The sequence below is a fragment of the Streptomyces sp. NPDC002619 genome (assembly GCF_042889305.1).
Classification (GTDB): domain Bacteria; phylum Actinomycetota; class Actinomycetes; order Streptomycetales; family Streptomycetaceae; genus Streptomyces.
Genome location: NZ_JBIAQV010000011.1, coordinates 122976 through 138826 on the forward strand (window position 1 = coordinate 122976; position 15851 = coordinate 138826).

Consider the following 15851-nt stretch of genomic DNA (forward strand, 5'->3'; position numbering starts at 1 on the left):
ATCAGGGGATCCTGTTTCCACAGTACCGCCGGAGCGGCAGCCCGCGCCCTGGTACGGCGCCGCCGCCTCGCTGGGCCCAAGGCACTACGGGCCGCCCGTGGCCGGCTGGCGCCCTGGGCCACGCTGCAACGCTGCGGGCGGGCATGGTCGCAAAGTTCAGTCATGCGTGGCCGAACGCGATGGCAGGCCTTCCTGGTCTTCGGTGAGGGACGCCGACTGTGAGCCCTGGTCGTCCTCGACGGGTGCCATCGGCTCCAGGGCGGCGCGGAGCGCGGCGCGTGAGGTGATACCAAGCTTGGGATACAGCCGGTGCAGATGGGAGCCGACCGTGCGGTGGGACAGGAACAGCCGTTCTCCGATCTGCTTGTTGGTCAGGCCCATGGCCGCCAGCTCGGCGATCTGCCGTTCCTGCACGGTCAATGCGGCTGTCGGTGCGTCGGGCCCGGTGGTGGCAACGCCAGTAGCGCGTAGCTCGTTACGGGCCCGCTGGGCCATGGCTTTGGCGCCGATCCGGTCGAAGGTTTCGAGGGCGGCGCTCAGATACAGGCGGGCGCGGGGGTCGCGGGTGCGGCGAAGCCACTGTCCGTAGGCGAGTTGGATGCGCGCGTGTTCCCATGGCCAGCGGGCCGCTTGGGGCAGGGACAGGGCTGCCTCGAACAGTGGGCCGGCTTCGTTCTCGTCGGCAGCCACAGCCGCGGCCCCGGCGGTGATCATCGCGATGCGGGGGGAGATGCGGTGGATGCCTGCCTCTTGTGCGGCGGCGACGTGGGCGCGGGCCTGGTCCATGCGGCCGGTGCGGACCGCCGCCTCAACCAGGTCCAGGACCTTCCACCGGCCCGGGATACCGGAGCTCGGTGCGCCCGGTGGGTCGATCCTTGCCACCTGGACGTGGGCCTCCTCGTAATCGCCTTGGCCCATGGCCGCGATGTTGCGAGCAGCCCGGGCGATGGCCTCCGTCACCTCGATGCCGCGGGGCGCCGCCCAGGTCGTGGTCTCCTCGCTGCGGGTCCGGGCGAGGTCCACGTCGCCGCGCAGAGCGGCGCCTGATGCCAGAAGGGCCCGAATCTGGCGCTCCCAGAAGTGATAGCCGTAGATCGCTGCCAGGTCCAGTCCCTCCTGTGCCCGGCTCTCGGCCTCGTCCCACTGTCCGTGGACGTAGGAGTCGTGGGACAGCAGCGTCAGAGCGGGAATGACCATGGCGATCGCGCCGCCGTCGCGTTCCCGTTCGATCATGCGAAGGACCAGGTACCTGTAGTCGGACAGGGTGTCCATCGCGACCGCCGCGAAGGCCAGGGGGATCACCTCCCAGGGTGCCGCGTCGGCAGGCAGTGCCGCGAAGGCGTCGGCGAGGCCCTTCCGCACCGCATCGGAGGCGCGAGTGGGGTCGATGTACGCGTCGTAGCACAGTCTGAACGGTGTTACTGCAGCCGGTTCGAACCGGGCCATTGCGGTCTTGAAGAGCTGCCACGGCTCGGGGCGGAGGGTGTAGAGGCTGACGAGCAGCAGCGCGTACAGGATGCCGCAGTCGTCCCAGTTGTGGTTCTTGGCGGTGTCGGTGTTGTCGTCGAGCGCCCGGGCCAGGAGCCGGTATGCGGCATCGACATCGCCCTCATCGTTGGTGAGGAGGTGGGCGGTGGCGACGAAGACCAGCCCGGTCGGCGTGTCAAGTGCCTGCCCGGCATCGGCCAACAGCCGTGAAACGTCTTCGAGTTGACCGGTGTCGGTCGCGAGGTAGGCGGCCTCGACCAGTCGGCGGGACCGGTCGCCCGGATGCGGGCTGAGTTCACCGGCCCGCATGAGCGCGGCCACCGCGGCGGACGCACCGGAGCGCCGCCGGTCGAAGACGGCCGCCCCGTCCGACGCCCGGGCCGTGGCGCCGGACAGATTGCCGCGCCGCCAGGCGGACAGGACTGCTTCCTCCAGCGCCCGGGCCACCGCCTCGTCGGGTCCGGTCGCAGCCTCGGCCAGATGCCATGCACGGCGCTCGGGCTTGTCGGCCAGGGCCGCTGCCATGGCCTGGTGCGCGGCCCGTCGTTCACCCGGTAGTGCCGCGCGCAAGATCGCCGTGCGGATCAGGGGATGGCGAAACGACAGGTGACCGGCGGCCGTCTCGACATGGACCACGGTGGCCTGCAGCGCCGGGGCGAGGTCGTCGCCGTCCGCGGAGCCCTGTGCGGCCGTCTGCAGGGTGGTCAAGTCGGACTCGGCGTCCAGTGCGGCCAGCAACAGCAGCTTCCGGGTGGGTGCGGGCAGCTTTCGGGCGGCAGCGGCGAAGGTCTCCTCCAGCCGCCCGGAAAGAGGCAGGAAGGCGGGCAGTGGGTCCTGGCCGAAGCGCTGTCGGTCGGTCAGTGCCGTGGGCAACTCCACCAGTGCCAGCGGGTTACCGGCGGCTTCGGCGAGCAGCCGCCGCCGTACTGCAGGCGCCAGTCCCGGCCATCGGGCGTCCAGCAGCGTGGCCGCCGGCTGCTCGGCCAGCGGGCCGATCATGCGCTCATACAGCCGGATGTGGTGGACGAAGCCGTCCTCCCCGGTCCGGCTGGCGGCCAGGAAGGCGATGAGGGTGCCGTCGATACGGCGGGCGGCGAACCCCAGCGCGGTCGCGCTGGCGCGGTCGACCCACTGCACGTTGTCGACGATCAGCAGCAGCGGACGTTCGGTTGCGATGTCGCTGAGCAGGGCGAGCAGGGCCGTCGAGGCGACCAGCGGGTCCGGCGAGGGTCCCGGCGCGAGGCCGAGGATCTGGTCGAGGACGTCGCGATGGTGGTCGGGGAGCCGACCAGCGTGATGGCGCAGCGGGTAGAGCAACTGATGCAGCGCCGAGAAATTCATCTCGGCCTCGAACTCCACGGCGGAGGCGCGCAGTACTCGCATTCCGACGTCTGCGGCCCGGGCCGCCGCGGCAGTCAGCAGCGCCGTCTTTCCCACCCCCGGGTCCCCGCGCAGCAGCACGCCGGGGCCGCTCGGATCGTTCCTGATGAACAGCGAGTCGATCAGTTCCAACTCGGCCGTGCGCCCGGCCAGGTCCACTCCAGGCCGTGAACTCACCGACTTCCCGCTATCAAGCTGCTTGCCGGAAAAATCGTGATGGGTTGACAAGAAAGAGCTTCCTCTACTATTCATGCAATCTGCGACGATCAAGGCGCGGCCACCGGGCTCGGCTGCGTCGCCCGCCGTGATGAACCTGACGACGGCGGGGAATCGGGGCCCCCGACTATCCGAAGTCCGCCGAATGCGACCGCGTGGGGACCACGGCGCCGACCCTCGCTGACACTGACCTCCTGCAGGTTTCTCGTGGATGGTCGGACCGGCACCCCGTACCGACATGGCCTCTTTCGCCCTCGGACTCGCACGGCGGCGACCCCCGCCCGGCGACAGCGCCGGTCCGCCGACTTGTCGCGGGGGTGAGCCGCATCTGACTGCCCGAGTCCCTGCGGTGCCGGGACCTGGTTCCGGCGGCCCGCTGACAACGATGTCACCGAAGTAGAGCCATGGCGGAACAGGGGTCAGGTTCGGTTGCCCTCGCGGCGACCGCGGATAGACATAGCCCTGCAACACGCGCACCCCACAGCAGGTGGAACGGAAAGTGCTGTCGCCGAACCCCCTGCGTGCACGCCAAACATGGAGCAACCGGGAACCACGGACGATGTCGAAGCGGCACGGGAGAAGGCTTGCCGTCTCCACGTGGCCGAACGTCCGCTTCACATCGATAGCGAGATCGTCACTGATTGAGGAACGGTGGTCCATGTTCCTGGCCACAGCAATCGGCTCCAACGGCAGTGACTGGCCACACCGTCGCCGCGAGGCATCCGACCGGGGATTCTGGACATCTCCGCCAGACGCCAATGAAATGCGTGAGCGGACGCCGCAATGGCTCCCCTGACGCCCAGCGTCAGCGCAGCAGCTTCAGAGACCTCGTGACGCTACGGCGCCGCGCAGAGCGGGCCTCGCCCCACACGAGCTGATCATGAGCACTCGGCGGCCGGAGCGCCGGGTGCGGTGACACAGCCGACGGAGCAGAGGCCTGGTAGACGGATTCCCGTTCGTCCTACCGCGTCGCGTCGGGCACATCAACCCACCGCCCGGCGCTGCGGCCGCGAACTGATCGCGCGGCATCAGGCGCGCTGGGCATCGGCCCATCCGGATCTCGCCGGGAAACCGATGGTTGATGCGGCCATGGTGCTTCCCTGCGCGAGGCCGGTCCTCGGCTCGGGCGACGCCCGGAGCGGTAACCGAACTGCAGTACGGTCGCCCGCACTCCGGGCGGTCGCCGTGCGGCTGCGCGAATCTTGGGTCAAATCATCCGATCACGGCCGTATTCGCGTTCCGACGACGCGCGCACAGGCATCGCCAAGGATCGGCGCGGCGGGCTGGGCATGCTCTTGAACGATCCCCGCGGTCGCGTCGGCGCTCCGTCGAACGCCGCTTCCCCCCACCCTGCACTTTCGTTCAGCCGCTCGAAGAACGTCGGCTCGAAGGCCAGGGCCAGCGCGGGTGACCCCCGTTACCGCCAACACAGATGTCGGGCCGACTTCCTGAGCGAGTGACTGACGGCGATCCCGCCGCGCAGACTGCGGAGCTCGGCTGCATGGTGGTGGCGGATGAGCACGCCGAGCCGCACGCCCCTGTGGACCTTCTCGTCGCGGGGCGGGTGGCCGGCGCTCTACGCGGTCGCTCTGATCCCGGGCACCCTGCTGGACCGGTCCGGGGTCAGGCCCCTGGCCAACCGGCTGCGCGTGCTCCACGCCTTCCGCATCCTGGCGCGCCACCACCGAATCACCGTCGGGACTGCTGCGGGGCGATCGGGCCGGAGGCGACACCTCGCCGTACCAGCCGGTCAACAGGCAGCCGGTCGTGGGCGCTGTCCCACGACCCGCTGCCCCGGCCGTTCAGCCGCTCGCACCCGCAGGCGCGTCAGAAACGACTACTTTGCTGCGTCGGCCGCTTCGTCCGCCTCCGCCCTTGCCAGAACCGCGTCCAGCGAGGCGTACTCGGCCTCCTGGACGGCCGCGATCGCGAAGTCGATGGCGTCGGCGGCGTACTCCTCGGCATCGTCGGCGGCGTTCTGCAGACGCTTCACATCGCGCTCCGCCTTACGTTCGTCCAGCCTCTCGCGGACCGAGTCCACATGCGCCTGCCAGGAAGTCTGCACCTGGTTCCAGGTTCCGGCGACATTCGCCTTCGCCCGTTGCCCACTCGCCTGCAGCCTCTGCGCGCCCTGCTCGGCCTTGTCCTTTGCGTCGGCCACCGCGGCGGACAGCTTCTGCCGGTCCTGCGCGACACTTGCTGCCACGGTCCGCTGCGCTTCCTGGGCCTTCTGCGAGAGCTCGGCGAGGCGGCTGGCCGGGCCGTCCGGGGTTGTGCCAGGCACCTGGTTCTTCTGCGGCGTCGGGTCTGACATGGTGCATCCCTTCCTTGACGGATGTGTGCTGTTCGATGACGGGACGTACTGAGGTGCATCCCGGGGGGAATCAGTGGGATCGGGCGAGTCGTCTCGTGGTGTGCGTGGCACGGCGAATCCCCGCGGGCACTACGAACACGAAGCCCCGTGCAGGATGCTGAAGGCGCCGAACACGGAGACGAGCGTGACTCGCCGGCGCCGGGCCGCGCGGCGAGCACGATCCCGAGGAGCACCGACACCAAACCGCTGAGCAGTCATATGGCCCTCGCCGTCGACTTGGCCATGCTCATGCCCTTCTCCTTCGGAGAGTGGCCGCTCCCGCGGGGCGAGGCGAAAGCGGCACGGCCGGCACTCTGCCGCAGCGCCGGCCCGGCTCGCTTCGGTCAATCGACTCAATGAACTACGTACGGATACGCATTCGGCCTTGTAGGCAGTCGATTGACGCAAGGGGGCGACCTGCCCCGCGCGTACGCTGGCGGGCGTCTCTCGCGAGCAGCGGATCAAGGAGTGGCCATGACCCCTGGAATCAATGGGTTGGACATACGTCCTGCGAACGAGCAGGCCGTTCTCGCGCGGATGCGCGGGACCCAGGACCGGATCGCGGACGCGATCACCACCTTTGCCGGGACGATGCAATTCGTCTATATCCACGCGGTGTGGTTCACGGTCTGGATCGTCTTCAACGAGGGACTGTTCGGCCGCTCCGCGGTCTGGGACCCGTACCCTTTCGGACTGCTCACCATGATCGTCAGCCTTGAGGCGATCTTTCTGTCCACTTTTGTGATGGTGAGCCAGAACCGCCAGGCGATTCGTGAGAAGGTCCGCGCCGACCTGGACTTCGAGACCAACATCCGCTCCGAGGTGTGGTCGGCTCATATCGGACATGCCCTCGGAGTCGACCCCAAGCAGGTCGAACAGGGGGTGCAGACCCTCCTCGCGCAGAACCAGGCGAAGATGAATACGTCCGCCAATGAGCCAATCGACTGATGCCGCGACGCCGACCCAGCGGTGACGATGATCTGCACCGGATCGACCTGTCACCCGGAGGAAGCGTCATGATCCTGCGACATCGCCCTTTCCTTGCTTACTGGGACTGGCAACAGCACGCACGCTGCCGGGGCATGGACAGCTCCGTCTTCTTCTCCCCGCCCGGCGAGAACGGTGCCGACAAGCGGGCGCGGGAGAAGAAGGCCCGGGCCGTCTGCAGGCGTTGCCCTGTGATCGAGGCCTGTGCCTGGACCGCGATGAGCGGTCCTGAAACGTACGGCGTCTGGGGAGGCATGTCCGAGGGGGAACGCAGACAACTTTGGCGGCTGCGGCCCCGCAAGGTCAGTGCGGCCGAGTCCGAGACGCCGGGGTCCGAGTGAAGTGCTGCATGGGGAAGGCGTGCGATGACAGAGAACAGTGGCGGGACGGACGCCGAGAGGCTGCGGCTGGTGGATGCCGATGCGGGGCGGGCGCAGTGGCGACGCTGGGGGCCGTATCTGAGCGAGCGGCAGTGGGGCACGGTACGCGAGGACTACAGCGCCGACGGTGATGCCTGGTCGTACTTCACCCATGACCAGGCCCGCTCACGAGCCTACCGCTGGGGCGAGGACGGCATCGCGGGCGTCAGCGACGACAAGCAGCGGCTGTGCTTCGCACTCGCGCTGTGGAACGGCCGGGACCCGATCCTCAAGGAGCGGATGTTCGGCCTGACCAACGCCGAGGGCAATCACGGGGAGGACGTCAAGGAGTACTACTTCCACCTCGACTCGACGCCCACCCACTCGTACATGAAGTACCTCTACAAGTACCCCCAGGGCGCCTTTCCGTACGACGATCTCGTGACCGTCAACCGGGCCCGCGGCCGACACGACCCCGAATACGAACTCCTCGACACCGGCGTCTTCGACGAGGACCGCTACTTCGACGTGTTCGTCGAGTACGCCAAGGCCGGCCCCGAGGACCTGCTGATCGAGATCACTGCGCACAACCGGGGCCCCGACGAGGCCGCCCTCCACCTGCTGCCGACGCTCTGGTTCCGGCACACGTGGTCGTGGGCGGGTGGCACGGCCGTGCCCGGTCTGCGGCGGACGGACGGCGCAATCCGGGCCGACCACGAGGAACTCGGCACACTGTGGCTCTACTTCGAGGGCGCCGCCGAGACCCTGTTCACCGAGAACGACACGAACAACGAGCGCATCTTCGGCAGTCCGAACACCACCCCGTACGTCAAGGACGGCATCGACCAGTACGTCGTCCACGGCGACAGCGGCACCGTCAACCCGCGGCGGACCGGTACCAAGGCCTCCGTCCATCACGTCCTCACCGTGCCCGCCGGCGACAGCACCACCGTACGACTGCGCCTGACCGACACCGAACTCGCCGACCCCTGGGCCGAGTTCCACCCGGTGCTCGACGCACGACGGACCGAGGCCGACGTGTTCTTCGAGGGCGTCGTCCCCGACGGCCTGGCCGAGGACGAGCGGTGCATGGTGCGCCAGGCGCTCGCCGGAATGCTGTGGAGCAAGCAGTACTACTACCTCGGCGTGGAGCGCTGGCTCGCCGAGCACGGCGTCGATCCGCTCGCCGCCGATCCGCGCATCCGCAACAGCGCCTGGTACCACATGGTGGGCGACGAGGTCATCTCGATGCCGGACACCTGGGAGTACCCGTGGTTCGCGGCCTGGGATCTCGCCTTCCACGCCATCGCCCTGTCCATGGTCGACATCGGGTTCGCCAAGACCCAGTTGGAGCTGCTGCTGCGCCGTTTGTACCTGCACCCCAACGGGCAGATCCCGGCGTACGAATGGAACTTCGGCGACGTCAACCCACCGGTGCACGCCTGGGCCGTCCTCTTCGTCTACGAGCTGGAGAAACACCGCACGGGCCACGGCGACCGCGCCTTCCTGGAGAACGCCTTCCAGAAGCTGACGAAGAACTTCACCTGGTGGCTCAACCGCAAGGACATCGACGGCAACAACGTCTTCCAGGGCGGCTTCCTGGGACTCGACAACATCGGCGTCTTCGACCGCAGCGCCCCGCTTCCCACCGGCGGCCACCTCGACCAGGCCGACGGCACCGCGTGGATGGCCCTGTACTGCCAGAACCTGCTGGAGATCGCCATCGAACTGGCTGACGGCAACCGGGTCTACGTCGAGCACGCGCAGACCCTGTTCGAGCACTTCGCCTGGATCACCGTCGCGATGAACCACATCGGCAACGACAACCAGAGCCTGTGGGACGAGGAGGACGGCTTCTTCTACGACGTCCTGCGGCTGCCGGACGGCAGCGCGACCCGGCTGAAGGTCCGCTCCCTGGTCGGGCTGATCCCGCTCGCCGCGACCAGCGTGATCGGCGCTTGGACGGATCAGCGTTTCCCGGAACTGGTCCAGGGCGCACAGGAGTTCGTGCGCAGGCACCCGGCCGTCGAAGCCCTGGTCTCCTCCCACCACGCCCTCGGGCCGGGCGCGGCGGGGCGTCACCTGTTCGCTCTGTTCGACGAGGACCGGCTGCGGCGCATTCTGTCGCGCATGCTCGACGAGGACGAGTTCCTCGGCCCGCACGGCATCCGCTCCCTGTCGCGGTATCACGCCGCGCACCCGTACACCTTCGAGGTACACGGCGAGACCTACGGGGTCGGCTACCTGCCGGCCGAATCCGACTCGGGCATGTTCGGGGGCAACTCTAACTGGCGCGGCCCGGTGTGGTTCCCGGTCAACGTCCTTCTCGTCCGCGCCCTGCTGAACCTGCACGCCTACCACGGCGACGACTTCACCGTGGAATGCCCCACCGGCTCAGGCCGGCGGATGAACCTCTACGAGGTCGCGCGAGAGATCTCCGGCCGGCTCACCTCCACCTTCCTGCGTGACGCCGAGGGCCACCGCCCGGTGCACGGCGCCCGGCCGAGGTTCGCCGAGGACCCGCACTGGAAGGACCTGATCCTGTTCCACGAGTACTTCCACGGCGACACCGGCGCCGGCCTCGGCGCCTCCCACCAGACCGGCTGGACCGGCCTGGCCGCGGTCACCGCCACCCTGTTCCATCTGGTCGGTGCCGGCGACTGGGGCGCCCTGCGGGAGGAACCCCTGTCATGACGGTCATCTACGAGATCAACACCCTGGTCTGGCTGGGTGAGTTGACTGAACGATACGGACGTCGCGTCACCCTGGGCAATGTGCCCGGCGAGGTCTGGGACGAGATCGCACGGCCGGGTGTGGACACCGTATGGCTGATGGGCGTGTGGGAGCGCAGCCCGGCGGGACTGAGGATCGCCCTGCGGGACGACCGCTTGCTCGCCTCCTTCCGCGAGGCCCTGCCCGACCTCACCCCGGCGGACATCGCCGGTTCCCCGTACTGCGTACGGAACTACGTCGTCGACGAGAGCCTGGGCGGCCCCGAGGGACTGGCCGCGGCGCGGTCCGAGCTCGCCGCGCGGGGTGTACGCCTGATCCTGGACTACGTCCCCAATCACGTGGCCCCCGACCATCCTTGGCTCACCGAGCGTCCGAGCTGCCTGGTCCGGGGCACGCCGGACGACCTGGCTCGCACTCCCGAGGCCTTCCTGGAGGCGGACGGGCAGGTGTACGCGCGCGGCCGCGACCCGTACTTCCCGCCGTGGCCGGACGTCGTCCAGCTGAACGCCTTCAGCGACGACCTGCGGGCGGCGGCGGTGGACACGCTGGCGGCGATCGGCGACCAGGCGGACGGCGTGCGCTGCGACATGGCGATGCTCCTCATGAACGACGTGTTCGCGAAGACGTGGGGCAGCCTGGCGGGAGCGGCCCCCGCGGAGGACTTCTGGCGATACGTCATCCCGCGCGTGCGGGAGCGCCACCCCGACATCCTCTTCGTCGCGGAGGCGTACTGGGACCTCGAATGGGCCCTCCAGGAACAGGGATTCGACCACTGCTACGACAAGCGGCTCTACGACCGCCTGGTCCACGAGGACGCCGCATCCGTCCGCGCCCATCTCGGCGCCGACCTCACCTACCAGCGCCGGCTCGTCCGTTTCCTGGAGAACCACGACGAACCCCGGGCCGCCGCCGCCCTGCCCGGCGGACGGGAACGCGCGGCAGCCGTTGCCGTCGCCACCCTGCCCGGCGCGACGCTGTGGCACGAGGGCCAGTTCGAAGGACGCCGCGTACGCCCGCCCGTGTTCCTCTCACGTCGGCCCCAGGAACCGGCCGACGCGTCCCTGCGCGACTTCTACGGCCGCCTGGTGGCCGCCGTGGCCGCCGTCCGCGAGGGCGACTGGCGGCCGCTGACCTGCACGGGCTGGCCGGACAACGACACCCACCAGAATCTGCTCGCCTGGTCCTGGACCGCCGGCCAGGAACGGTACCTCGTCGTGATCAACTACTCCGACCGGCCGGCCCAGGGGCGGGTGCCGGTGCCCTGGCCCGACCTTCACGGGCGGTCATGCGAACTGACCGAACTCCTCGGCGAGAACGCCTACGAACGGGACGGCGACGAACTGGTCGACCCTGGCCTGTTCGTCGCACTCGACGCCTGGCACTGGCACCTGCTCTCGCTGAGCCGTTAGACGACGGGTGGCCCGTGCGGCTCGGCCGCCGGGGCCACCCCCCTCGTCATGACGCCTTTTGCGTCCCCGCGGGCTTCTCGGAGTCGGCGGTGACATGGACCTCCTCAGTGGTCGAAAAACCATCGGTATGCTCCATCGCCCGGATCGTGCTCGGCTGTCCGGCGAGGAATCCGGTGCGGACGAAATCGTCTCCCGCCACCGCGTGCAGCATCCAGTTCGTGGCGACGCGGGTCCTGGCCACGAGCGTGGGCAGCGCCAGCAGGTGGTAGCCGCGCGTCACCAGCTGTGCCGGAAGGCCGCTGAGCGGGATGCCCAGTGGCCGGGCGACGGAGCCCAGGCCGCCCAGGTCTACGACCAGGCCGAGGTCACGGTGCCGGTACTGGCTCAGGCTCCGTCCGCGCAACCGCGCGACGACGTTGTCACCCGCCGTCCTGCCCTGACGCAGCGCGTGCTGCGCGGTGGGCGGGCAGACCGCGTCCCCACCGGCGGCGAGGTCGGGTACCGCGGCGGCGTCCCCGACGGCGAACACGTCGTCGTGGCCCGGCACGGTCAGCTCCGCGGTGACCGCGAGCCGCCCCCGTACGGTCTTCGCGCCCGTCGACGCGACCAGCGGGCTTGCCTTGACCCCCGCGGTCCACACCAGGGTGTGGGTGGGAAGCCGGCGCCCGTCGGTGAGTTCGACCCAGCCAGGCCCGGCCGATGCCACGCTCACACCCAGAGAGACCTCGATGCCGCGCCGCCGCAGCCGTGACAACGCCTTGTCACCCAGTCGCGGGCCCAGTTCCGGCATCAGCCGCGGTGAGACATCGACCAGGTGCCACTCGATCGGCTCCCGGCGCAGCCCCGGGTAGCGGTGGGTCGCCGCGACGGTGAGCCGCTGGAGGTAGGCGGCGGTCTCGGTCCCCGCGTATCCGCCGCCCACTACGACGAACCGCAGCCGTGCCTCCCGCTCCGCCCGGTCCCCGGTCGCGTCGGCCAGGTCGAGTTGGGCGATGACGTGGTCGCGCATGGCGACGGCCTCCGCCAGGGTCTTCATGCCGTGGGCGTGTTCCGGCACACCGGGGATGTCGAACAAGCGCGTCACGCTTCCGCCGGCCAGCACCACGATGTCGTATCCCCCGCGGATGACCTGATCGGTGATCAGCCGCACCACGCACTCCCGGGATTCGAGGTCGACACCCAGGGCGGTACCGGGGACGATCCGGGTGCGGCGCAGCACCCTGCGCAGCGAGACGGCAACCGACTGCGGTGTCAGCACCCCGGCCGCCACCTGTGGCAGCAGCGGCAGGTACAACTCGTAATCGAGCGGCGTCACCAGGACGATGTCGGCCTCGTCGGCCTTCATTACCCGTTCCAGCCGACGGGCGCAGGCGACGCCCGCGAAGCCTCCGCCGACGATCAGGACACGGGGACGGATCGGGTTGATCGGACTGGTCATGACAGTTCCTCCGAGCGGCTGAGCGGGCCAGGGGGCCGAGGGCCGCCATCGTGATCCGGGTCGGGATACGGAGGCTTCTGTCGGATGACGCAACCGCCTACCGTGCGACGGGAACGGCCCGGATGTCCGTCGTACGTGTGTCGAGCAGTCGTCCGACGGAAGCCTGACAGGTTGTCGGCCACCTAGCTTCGAAGTCATGAGAAGAACGGAACGAGTGACCGCTCCAGTGACCGTGGCCGTCAAATCCGGCGACCTCCGGCTTGCTTGTGACATCTCCACCGCCCTGCGTGCCCGGCCCCGCGTGTGCCTGCTGCGACCGGGGCAGGAAGCGCGCGCGGAGGCGCTGCTCGTCCTGGCAACGGAGCTCGACGAAGAGGCGCTCGCTCTCATGCGCGGTGCGGGCACGGAACATGGGCGGCCGCGCATCGTGCTGGTGGCCCAGTACGTGGGGCGCGCCCAGATGTTGCGGGCAGTACCTCATGGGCTGGTCGACGTGCTGCCCCGGCGCACCGGGCTCGACCAGATCGTCCTCGCCCTGTTGCGTACCCGCGAGGGTCGGATGCGCCTGTCCGACTCCGCCCTTGTCGATGGCCTGGACCTGCGTCATCGAACCCAGGCCATCGACGGCGTGGCACCCTACCGGGCACCGTAGGACCGTCAGCGGTCCCCCTGGGCCAGAACGTGCGCGAAGGCCTCGTCCCAGTCCATCGAGAGGCCTTCCGTGCCGAACGGAACGTATGTGAGCGTCTTTTGGAGCCAGGCGCCCAGGAGGTCGGCACGGCCTTCGAGGAGTGCCGCGCCGGTCCGTCCCTGGAGCAGCATCCAGAGGCTGTCCCCGCCGTGGCGCTGGCACGGCGGCCAGATCCGTACGTCACCGTCACCGCTCGGTCGGTGCAGGCCCCGCATGAGCAGGTCCCGCGAGAGCGCCCAGGTGACGGCGCCGCCGATGTTGTTGAAGAATGTGACGCGCACCTCGAGGGGCTGGGTGTGGTCGTAGCTGAAGCGGGCCTGGATCGGCAGTGACTCGTGCAGGGACACGTGCAGCCACATCCTCAGGGAGAGATCCGCGCAGTCCTGTTCTGCGGAACGTACGTCCCTGGCTGGTTCGTTGTGCGAGCGGGCCATGTGCTTCTCTTTCTGTGCTGATCTGTGCCGGGGCGCGTGAGCTGCGCCCGGCGCGGCCTTAGGGTGTGCCCCTCGTGCCGCGCCGGGCAGCCGGCCCCCTCGTCAGACGGCCGGGTTCTTCAGGCTCCGCCGCTGGTGGACGACGATGTAGCCGAGCAGTGCGTAGCCGCACAGGTGGCCCGCGGTGCGGGCAAGCCTGTGGCGCGGAGCGTCGCGGAACCAGTGATGGTGGGAAGGCGTGCGGGAGACCGCCTTCGTACCGGCGACCACTGCGAGTGCGTCCCGCAGCAGGCTTTCGAGTTCGGTGCCCGGCTCGCGGAACCGGCCGGTGCCCTTCTTCGTGGATCGAGCCGCGTCGTGCATGGCGTGCTGTGCCTCTCGGTCGGGTTCGGGTGTTCCTGAGAAGAGGAGCAGGCCGGTCCCGCGGGGTCTCCCGAAGAACCGGCCCTCATGAGGCTCCTGATGCGGCTCGGTGTCAGCCGGTGATGAAGAGGTCGTCGCGGACGTCGTAGACGCCCGGCGCCATCCAGGCGGCATCGAGCACGGCATCGTGCTCCGCCCACGTGCGGACATGGCCGGTGAGGACGACCGTGTTCCCATTGGTGGTGACCGTGACTTCGCTGTCGTCGAGGATCAGCGCGTTGCGGTCCAGCGCGTCCGACACCAGCAGGGTGACGTCGACCGGGTCGGCGTCGTCGGAGATCTCGATCTTGTTCTTGATACCGCGGACTCCCGTGAGTCCGGCGACCGCATCCTCCGCGGCCCGCCGCTCCGAGCCGTACCGGACAATGCCGGTCAGCTTCAGGTTGCCGTTGCTGGCGGTCGCCTCGACACCGACCGGCACGGCGATGTTCATCAGCAGCACGTTGTTCGCCGTCGCGGCCAGCGTCGCGTCGTCGCGCTCGTGCGCGGGCGGCAGCACCACCTCCAGGTTGTTGTGGACCTTGGTGACGCCGGCCACACGCTGCGCAGCGGCGGCGGCTTCCAGGTACTGGAGGTAGCTCGGGACGGTGCCGGTGAGCCTTACTTCACCACCCAGGTTGTGAACGGTGATGTCCGTCGAGTCCACCAGCGGATCGAAGACGAGCTCCGCCTCGACCGACTGGCGAACGTCCTTTGTCTTGCTCATCAGGGGGATCCTTCCGTTCCGGTGAGAGCGGCGAATTTCCGCTTCGTCATCAGTTCACCGCGAAACCTCGGTGCCAGTAAAAGCGATGCGGATGATTCTGGTATTGGTCTGCGCTATGGATTCCATGACACAGGCCTGCCAGCAGATCAGGCGGCAATCTTTTCGGCGGTTTCGAAAAGTACCTGCTGCAATTCACGAGGGAGGTCCGTGCTCCACACCAGACCGGCGGTGGCAGTCAGCGGGGACCCCTCGACGCGAACGGGCACCATCTCGTGCCGGCCCGCGTCCGCCGTCGACTGCGGAGCGATCCCCACGAGGCGGCACGGTCCCGTCAGAACGGCGCTCGGCCGGCTCCCGGTCGCGGCGAAGGCCAGCGTCATGGGCAGCGACTGCCGAAACGGCGGGTCGGTGAAGTCGAAGGACGGGTTCCTGGTCCGCAGCACCGAGCGCCATGCGTCGTACGTTCCGGGGTCGGCGTGACGAGGACCGTGGATGACGTGCATGCGGGCGAGTTCGTCGAGGCCGATGGCCCCGTTCACCGCCCCCTGGTGCCGTGCCGGAATCCAGACATCGGGTTCGAAGGACCCGATGTCCATCACGTCGAGGGGGTGCGGCAGCGCACAGTTCGCCGGGTTCATCCAGCCCAGAGCGGCGTCGGCCCGCCGCTGGAGGATCGAGGAGAAATCTGCGTCCAGCGCCGTCTCCAACCAGGTCACGTCGACCTCAGGGGTCGCTGATCGCAGCCGCGAGACGGTCTCCGCGGCGAGCGTGGGCGGCAGATACGGCTGAACGACGAAGCGCAGGCGCGACCGGCCCAGCCCCGCGGCCTCTCGGGTTCGGCTGACGCCATGATCGACCAGGGAGAGAACGGCCCGGGACTCCTCCAGCAGTACGGTGCCGGCTTCGGTCAGCCGCACTCCTTCACGCCGACGCTGCAACAACGGCGTGCCGACGAATTCCTCCAGACGCCGAATCTGCTGACTCAGTGTCGGCTGCGCGACATACATGCGCTCCGCGGCGTGTGTGAAGGTGCCTGCTTCCGCCACTGCCACGAAATAGCGCAGATGGCGCAGTTCGACACCAGGGGGTGCCGAATTCTCAGAATCGAGCAAGGAAATCGATCCGTTCTCGGCTTTTCCCATTCAGTCCCATCCGGCCACTCGACAGAAGCGGACTCCTGTCATGCTGCCGGAGGTCCCGTTGCCGGGCTTGAGTCATCCGACTGCCGCGATGT

The 15851-nt window shown here is 68.9% G+C and carries 12 protein-coding genes; 5 read left to right on the forward strand and 7 right to left on the reverse strand.

Annotated elements, in window-relative coordinates:
- Nucleotides 1-156 precede the first annotated feature (156 nt).
- Both ACFYXB_RS19840 and ACFYXB_RS19845 read right to left on the reverse strand, forming a co-directional pair.
- Nucleotides 157-3045, reverse strand: coding sequence for an AAA family ATPase (locus ACFYXB_RS19840; protein WP_389583926.1), 2889 nt, complete (start codon nt 3043-3045; stop codon nt 157-159).
- Nucleotides 3046-4921: 1876 nt separating this feature from the next.
- On the reverse strand, nt 4922-5398 hold the full coding sequence (locus ACFYXB_RS19845) for a hypothetical protein (RefSeq protein WP_389583928.1): 477 nt from the start codon (nt 5396-5398) through the stop codon (nt 4922-4924).
- Between the two features lie 513 nt (nt 5399-5911).
- Between ACFYXB_RS19845 and ACFYXB_RS19850 the strand changes: the two genes are divergently transcribed.
- The 4 genes from ACFYXB_RS19850 to ACFYXB_RS19865 all read left to right on the forward strand — a co-directional run bounded on the left by ACFYXB_RS19850 (nt 5912) and on the right by ACFYXB_RS19865 (nt 10925).
- The gene (locus ACFYXB_RS19850) at nt 5912-6385 is read left to right on the forward strand and encodes a DUF1003 domain-containing protein (protein ID WP_389583931.1); all 474 of its coding nucleotides are present in this window, start codon (nt 5912-5914) and stop codon (nt 6383-6385) included.
- 68 nt (nt 6386-6453) lie between these two features.
- A complete protein-coding gene (locus tag ACFYXB_RS19855; protein WP_389583933.1) occupies nt 6454-6765 on the forward strand; it encodes a WhiB family transcriptional regulator in 312 nt (103 codons plus the stop codon).
- A 24-nt stretch (nt 6766-6789) separates the two neighbouring features.
- A complete protein-coding gene (locus tag ACFYXB_RS19860; protein ID WP_389583935.1) occupies nt 6790-9477 on the forward strand; it encodes a glucosidase in 2688 nt (895 codons plus the stop codon).
- On the forward strand, nt 9474-10925 hold the full coding sequence (locus tag ACFYXB_RS19865; RefSeq protein ID WP_389583937.1) for an alpha-amylase family glycosyl hydrolase: 1452 nt from the start codon (nt 9474-9476) through the stop codon (nt 10923-10925). Before ACFYXB_RS19860 ends, ACFYXB_RS19865 begins: the two co-directional genes overlap by 4 nt.
- Before the next feature lie 46 nt (nt 10926-10971).
- Here ACFYXB_RS19865 and ACFYXB_RS19870 read toward each other — a convergent pair whose 3' ends face one another.
- Nucleotides 10972-12363, reverse strand: coding sequence for an NAD(P)/FAD-dependent oxidoreductase (locus ACFYXB_RS19870; RefSeq protein WP_389583939.1), 1392 nt, complete (start codon nt 12361-12363; stop codon nt 10972-10974).
- 196 nt (nt 12364-12559) lie between these two features.
- Here ACFYXB_RS19870 and ACFYXB_RS19875 point away from each other — a divergent pair, with 196 nt between their 5' ends.
- A complete protein-coding gene (locus tag ACFYXB_RS19875) occupies nt 12560-13015 on the forward strand; it encodes a hypothetical protein (RefSeq protein WP_389583942.1) in 456 nt (151 codons plus the stop codon).
- Nucleotides 13016-13020: 5 nt separating this feature from the next.
- On the opposite strand, the gene ACFYXB_RS19880 is transcribed toward ACFYXB_RS19875, so the two are convergent.
- The 4 genes from ACFYXB_RS19880 to ACFYXB_RS19895 all read right to left on the reverse strand — a co-directional run bounded on the left by ACFYXB_RS19880 (nt 13021) and on the right by ACFYXB_RS19895 (nt 15729).
- Complete coding sequence (locus tag ACFYXB_RS19880; protein ID WP_389583944.1) at nt 13021-13488, reverse strand: SsgA family sporulation/cell division regulator; 468 nt, start codon at nt 13486-13488, stop codon at nt 13021-13023.
- A 102-nt stretch (nt 13489-13590) separates the two neighbouring features.
- Complete coding sequence (locus tag ACFYXB_RS19885; protein ID WP_388505612.1) at nt 13591-13851, reverse strand: hypothetical protein; 261 nt, start codon at nt 13849-13851, stop codon at nt 13591-13593.
- 112 nt (nt 13852-13963) lie between these two features.
- Nucleotides 13964-14617: a BON domain-containing protein gene (locus ACFYXB_RS19890; RefSeq protein WP_389583948.1), complete on the reverse strand. Its 654-nt coding sequence runs from the start codon at nt 14615-14617 to the stop codon at nt 13964-13966.
- A gap of 146 nt (nt 14618-14763) precedes the next feature.
- Complete coding sequence (locus ACFYXB_RS19895; RefSeq protein WP_389583951.1) at nt 14764-15729, reverse strand: LysR family transcriptional regulator; 966 nt, start codon at nt 15727-15729, stop codon at nt 14764-14766.
- Nucleotides 15730-15851: the final 122 nt, after the last annotated feature.

Excerpts from the sequence above, each read along its gene's own strand:
- ACFYXB_RS19845 (WP_389583928.1), bottom strand. The coding sequence starts at position 5,398 with ATGTCAGACCCGACGCCGCAGAAGAACCAGGTGCCTGGCACAACCCCG.
- ACFYXB_RS19850 (WP_389583931.1), top strand. The coding sequence starts at position 5,912 with ATGACCCCTGGAATCAATGGGTTGGACATACGTCCTGCGAACGAGCAG.
- ACFYXB_RS19855 (WP_389583933.1), top strand. The coding sequence starts at position 6,454 with ATGATCCTGCGACATCGCCCTTTCCTTGCTTACTGGGACTGGCAACAG.
- ACFYXB_RS19860 (WP_389583935.1), top strand. The coding sequence starts at position 6,790 with ATGACAGAGAACAGTGGCGGGACGGACGCCGAGAGGCTGCGGCTGGTG.
- ACFYXB_RS19865 (WP_389583937.1), top strand. The coding sequence starts at position 9,474 with ATGACGGTCATCTACGAGATCAACACCCTGGTCTGGCTGGGTGAGTTG.
- ACFYXB_RS19870 (WP_389583939.1), bottom strand. The coding sequence starts at position 12,363 with ATGACCAGTCCGATCAACCCGATCCGTCCCCGTGTCCTGATCGTCGGC.
- ACFYXB_RS19875 (WP_389583942.1), top strand. The coding sequence starts at position 12,560 with ATGAGAAGAACGGAACGAGTGACCGCTCCAGTGACCGTGGCCGTCAAA.
- ACFYXB_RS19880 (WP_389583944.1), bottom strand. The coding sequence starts at position 13,488 with ATGGCCCGCTCGCACAACGAACCAGCCAGGGACGTACGTTCCGCAGAA.
- ACFYXB_RS19885 (WP_388505612.1), bottom strand. The coding sequence starts at position 13,851 with ATGCACGACGCGGCTCGATCCACGAAGAAGGGCACCGGCCGGTTCCGC.
- ACFYXB_RS19890 (WP_389583948.1), bottom strand. The coding sequence starts at position 14,617 with ATGAGCAAGACAAAGGACGTTCGCCAGTCGGTCGAGGCGGAGCTCGTC.